4 protein-coding genes are annotated in these 5,425 nt (G+C 45.6%); 3 read left to right on the forward strand and 1 reads right to left on the reverse strand.

Features of this window, described 5'->3' with window-relative positions; translation table 11 throughout:
- Positions 1-415 precede the first annotated feature (415 nt).
- Positions 416-955 carry a hypothetical protein gene (locus JI65_RS16245; protein ID WP_191018215.1) on the reverse strand — a complete coding sequence of 180 codons (540 nt, stop codon included), beginning with the start codon at positions 953-955 and terminating at the stop codon, positions 416-418.
- Between the two features lie 107 nt (positions 956-1,062).
- On the opposite strand from JI65_RS16245, the gene JI65_RS16250 reads away from it, so the two are divergent.
- From JI65_RS16250 to JI65_RS16260, 3 genes are all read left to right on the forward strand, one after another.
- Entirely contained in the window at positions 1,063-1,281 is a 219-nt protein-coding gene (locus tag JI65_RS16250) for a hypothetical protein (RefSeq protein ID WP_191018216.1), read from the forward strand.
- A gap of 257 nt (positions 1,282-1,538) precedes the next feature.
- Positions 1,539-2,555, forward strand: coding sequence for a ribosome small subunit-dependent GTPase A (gene rsgA, locus JI65_RS16255; protein WP_191018217.1), 1,017 nt, complete (start codon positions 1,539-1,541; stop codon positions 2,553-2,555).
- A gap of 163 nt (positions 2,556-2,718) precedes the next feature.
- The coding region (locus JI65_RS16260; RefSeq protein WP_242457281.1) for an endonuclease MutS2 at positions 2,719-5,425 on the forward strand (2,707 nt) is incomplete at its 3' end.

The following is a 5,425-nucleotide window of genomic DNA, read 5'->3' on the forward strand; positions in this document are numbered from 1 at the left end:
TTTGCGATTTGCGGCGGCTTGCCTCCGATTTCTCATGAATGAAGGAGGCGTCTGTGACAGAGTACGAAACGGCGATGTTAATCATCGCAATTATCACTCTTGTTATAGAACTGCTCTCTTTCCTGAAAAAATAGGACTTAGAGCATAAAAAAGCCCGCCCAAAGCTGACAACTTTCGAGGGCGGGTTTTATACTTAGCTTAACGGAGGCGGTCGCTCTTTTTGCAAGCGTCCCCGTTCCATTTAATATATATTGCTATCCTTTTTCCGTCAACTTTCAGACGCACTAAAACGTTTGTAAAAGGACAATAATACTTTTGCAATCATTTCGTTATTTTCAGGTGTATCAGGAATGCCAGCTTTTTCCAATGAGCTTCCATTTCCTAAAGCTCTCTCATAATTATGAATCTCTCGTTTCTAGGTTGCATTTTCTCTTTGCATTTGTTTTGTAATTTTCTCAGGATTCTCATTTTGCATTTTTTCAAATTGTTTTATTATTTCTTTTCGTATATCATAATTTACTGGTTTCTTCACATGCCCTCTGGCATAAATATCTATCTTTCCCTTAGGCACTCTTGAGAATCCATCTGTATAAATTTCTATAGGTTTTGATGAACCTGGAGGCGTAAAAGATTCGATTCTTACAACAGTATCAATATTAGTTTTAGATCCTTTTACTGCTGTTTCAGGCAGCTCCTCAACCTTCTTCCCAGCCCATTTCTTTGCATTCAGACCGTTGTCAATAACAGTACGGGAACGCTGCGTGCCGGAATTTACGCCAGCGTTTTCTTTTGCACTCGTCTTCTTACTCAGCCAGACCTTCACGCCCTTGACCGTCGCCGTTCCGAACTGCACCATAGAGACAATCAGAAGAAAAGCGTTCACCCCCATCTTTGCGACAGCCTGAGCGAATTTCTTAGCGGCCTGCTTAAGCCCTGCGATGCTCCCCGTGCCCACGAGCGTAACCGCCCGCGCGGGGGAGATGAGCGAGCGATTGTGTGCCGTGCAATTCTTCCGAAAGTGTTGTATACTGTATGCAATACGGATGATAAGGGAGGCAAAAAATGTCGTATGCAGTTTTAGAAAAAAGCTACGCAACATTGACGGCTGAACAACAGATGATTGTTTATAATCTTGTGCTTTCGCTTGAAAAAATGAATGAGAGGCAGTCTGTTCACCCCAAAAAGCGCGAGTTCGGCAAATTCAAAGGGAAGGCAACAGCGACGTTTTCGGACGACTGGGAGATGAGCGAATCGGAGTTGTCTGCAATGAGCAGGATATAAATATCGTTCAGCTGCCAGTTTCCAGCGGAAGCTCAGTCATTTCGGAAACCTCTTCTATTGTCATTCTATTTTTCTTGAGCATTTTTTCCGCAATTTCAGCCCTGCCTTCTCCTTTTCGTTCATGAATGTATACTACCACGGTTTTAGCGTATGTCGGAATGACAGGATTGCTGCCCGTAAGACTCCGTGCAATTCCGCATTACAGTTTTGTTCGTCCGTTGAGCAAAACTCAAAAGCACTTTATAATGTATTGATATATGGAAGATTCAGTATCAAACTCGGAAAGTTCATCCTTAACAGGAACAGTTCTCAGCGGAAGCAACAACACTTTTGAAGTTGAGTGCGGGGACAAAGACGAAGACGGCAACCCGATAGTCCGCCAGTGCACGTTAAAAAGCAAACGACTAAAAGTCAGCACAAAATATTACAATCCACTTGCGCCGGGCGACGTGGTAGAAATCGAAGTAGACAGCCTTAACGACGAAAAAGGTCAGATTCTCTCTCTCGTACCGCGAAAAAACGAATTCGTTCGCTGGAACGTAAAAGGCCGCGCACCACAGCTTCTTGCGGCAAATCTCGACTACATAATCCTTGTGACCACGCCGGACGAACCACCGTTCAGGGCAAGATTCATAGACCGGGAACTGGCTCAGGCCGAATACGAAAACCTTACGCCAGTAATCCTCGTGAACAAATATGATTTGGAAGCCGCGCAGGATCCTGATTTTCAGGAACGGCTAACGATTTGGGAGGACTTGGGCTACAGAGTCATCAGAGTCTCCGCAAAAACTGGCGAAGGACTTACCGAGCTTGCAGAATTGATTAACGGAAAACTCAGCGCGCTAGTCGGTCAGTCGGGCGTGGGAAAATCTTCTCTCGTGAACGTTCTCGACAACTCTTGCGTCCTAAAAACCGGAAGCCTCAGCCAAAAGTACGGGCGAGGAACGCATACCACAACAAAAGGCACTTTGATGCACCTTCACCTTAACGAGTCGATTGTAGGAGGAATCCAGAACGCTTATGCCTCAATAATCGACACACCTGGAGTAAGACGTTTCGTTCTTCACGACATTCAGGCCGAAGATTTGGGACTGTACTTTAGGGAAATCAAACCGCTTTTGGGAAAATGCAAATTCGGCGTGAGCTGCAAGCACGACAGGGAACCTGGCTGCAAGATTCAGGAAGCCGTTTATGCAGGCGAAATCACCGAGCCAAGATTTGAAAGCTACCTAAGAATCCGCGAGGAAATTCTGACAGGCTCGTGGGAAGACTAGCACACCGAATAAAAATTAATCGTCATGCCGAACTAGTATAACGAATAAGAAATAAGAGTCATGCTGAACTTGTTTCAGCATCTATATTTAGAGATTCTGAGACATAGGGAGCGTTAAAAAATCGCATTGCAATTTTTAGCAACTGTGTTGCGCATGGTTCAGAATGACTATTTATTTAGGATTCGTTGTAGTAGCCAAAGCTAAAATCAACACGGAATCAGAGACAACAAAAAATATGCACAGAAAAACTTTGGAAGATTTGGCGTTTTACAGAATACGCGAAAAAATCTCAGGATACTGCGTAAGCGAGGAAGGAAAAAATCAACTTTTAAGGCGTGAACCGCTTACGAACGAACAAAAAGAGGAAATTGACCGCCTAAAAACTCTAAGCTCACAATGGCAGCGGGCAATCACATCAAAAGAACCGGTCAGCTTGCACTCCTGGCAGGAAATTTATTCGTTTTTGAGAGTGCTGAAAGCTGAAGGCTCAACTCTTGAACTTAGCCAAATGGCAGCGATTCTGGGATTCTGTCATTCTTCACTCGACGTTTACTCGACAATCAAAACGGCCTCAAAGCAGCTTGCAATAAAAGATTTGCTGGATTTGACCGAAAAACTTCCGTTCAGCGAATTGCAGCAGAGCGTGAATTTTATTTCGCGAGTCGTGGACACTGACGGCACAATGAAAGACATTCCGGCACTGCGCGAAATAAAGGCAAAAATCACTTCGATTCAGGCAGAAATAAATTCAGCGTTAAGAAAATACACGAGCGACACTACGTTGAACGACGCTCTGGAATCGAACGTTCCGGCGTTCAGGGCGGACAGGCAAGTAATCGCGGTAAAGGCCTCGCAGCGGAACCGAATTTCGGGAATCGTGCACGAAGTGAGCGCTTCCGGCCGAACCCTTTACATTGAGCCGGAGGACGTGGTTCGGAAAAACAACGAGCTGATTCAGGAAGAATTCCATCTTCAGCAGGAAACACGAAAAATCCTTACGGATTTAACGGCGAACATTCATCCGTTTTATCATCAGCTAAAATATGCCCTTCAAATCATGTCGCTTTTGGACGAAACTTATGCGGCGGCACGCTGGGGAAGCGAAAATCTGTGCGTTTACGCGCTCGACACGGAAGAGGACCTTGCCCCTGAACTTTTGCAAGCACGCCACCCGCTTTTGGGAAGCAAGGCAGTTCCAATCGACATAAAATTTCTTTCGGGCAAAAATATTCTGATTATCACAGGACCGAACACCGGCGGAAAAACCGTTACGATAAAAACATTCGCATTGTTCTCGATGCTCAATCAGGCCGGATTTCCGCTCCCGGCAGCGGAAGGAACACGTCTCCCGATTTTTGACTCGATTTTTGCGGACATCGGTGACGAGCAGTCAATCGACCAGTCGCTTTCTACGTTCAGCGCGCACATGAAAAACATTGCGGCGGCGGTAAAACATGCAAACGAAAAATCTCTCGTGCTTTTGGACGAACTTGGAAGCGGCACCGACCCGCAGGAAGGCGGAGCCATTGCAATGGCGGCTCTGGACGCGTTAATCGAAAAGCATTCGTTCGTTTTGGTCACGACGCACCACGGAATCTTAAAAAATTACGGCTACACGAATCAGTTTTGCGTAAACGCAAGCGCGGAATTTGACGACAACACTCTTTCGCCAACTTACCGCCTTTTGATGGGCGTTCCGGGCGAAAGCCACGCTCTTGACATTGCAAAACGCTCAGGACTTCCTTCGTCAACGGTGGCAAAGGCAAAATCATATATCAACAATCAGCAGGCGGACGTTAGCACGCTCATAAAAGGACTTACGCTCAAGCACGCGGAACTTGCACGGCGGGAACAGGAATTCGTTCAGACCGAAAAATCGCTCAAAGACAAATTGTTCCGATTTGAGCAAAAAGAAATCCGTCTCCGCCAAAAAGAAAACGAGCTAAAAGAGCGCGAGCATCAAAATGAATCAAGATTCTTGAGAGAAACACGAAAGACTCTCGAAAATCTTGTGCGTGAACTTCGCGAGGGCGAAATCACCAGAGAAAAGACTCTAAAAGTACGAAAATTCATAAACGACTTGACAGAAGATATTGATGAGCAGGAACTTAGTCTGGAAGAAGAAAGGGCGCAGATTGAGGAAGCTCAGAAAGATCTTGACAAGCGAATTGAAGACTCATACCGGGAAAGCGTTCTGATTACCGAAAACGGAATGAAAATTTCTTCTATTAAAGACGGCTCTCATTCATCATCAAAAAAATCTACCCGAAAAAAGCTCAGCAACAAAGAAGCCCTTGCAAGCGCAAAGGCAACTTACAGCGACGAAGAAATTCTCTCACTCACCCCGAAGCAGAAAAAAACTATTGCCCGCCCTGCCCCGCAGTTTGTTGAAGGTGCGGAAGTTCTCGCTGGCAAAGCCCGCACACGCGGAGTTCTTGTGCGCGAAGAAAAAGCGGGCGTCTGGACAGTGCAACTAGGCTCAATGCGAATGATTTTTAAGCAGAAAGACCTTGTTTTGCTGGGCGTTCCGGAAAGCACAGCTTCGACAAAGGCAAATTATTCTGTGGAACTTGCAAAAGATTTTGATGACGAAAATTCGATTTTTACAAAATCCGGCGGTTCGCAAACTCCGCAGTTCGAACTCCGTCTGCTAGGAATGCGTGAGGAAGAAGCGATAAAAGTCTTGCAAAAACAGCTGGATTTGTGTGCAATGCAGAATTTTAGGAATTTCAGCATTATCCACGGAAAAGGCAACGGTATTTTGCAGCAGGCAGTGCAAGACTATCTTTCAAGCTACCCAGGCGTAAAGAATTTCCATTTTGCGAACCCAGAAGACGGTGGTTTTGGCAAAACCTACGTGGAGATGATGT

The organism is Treponema zioleckii (assembly GCF_014737315.1).
Classification (GTDB): Bacteria; Spirochaetota; Spirochaetia; order Treponematales; family Treponemataceae; genus Treponema_D; species Treponema_D zioleckii.

What these genes read in the sequence shown, in the direction of transcription:
- JI65_RS16250 (WP_191018216.1), top strand. Translation starts at nt 1,063, where the DNA reads ATGTCGTATGCAGTTTTAGAAAAAAGCTACGCAACATTGACGGCTGAA.
- rsgA (WP_191018217.1), top strand. Translation starts at nt 1,539, where the DNA reads ATGGAAGATTCAGTATCAAACTCGGAAAGTTCATCCTTAACAGGAACA.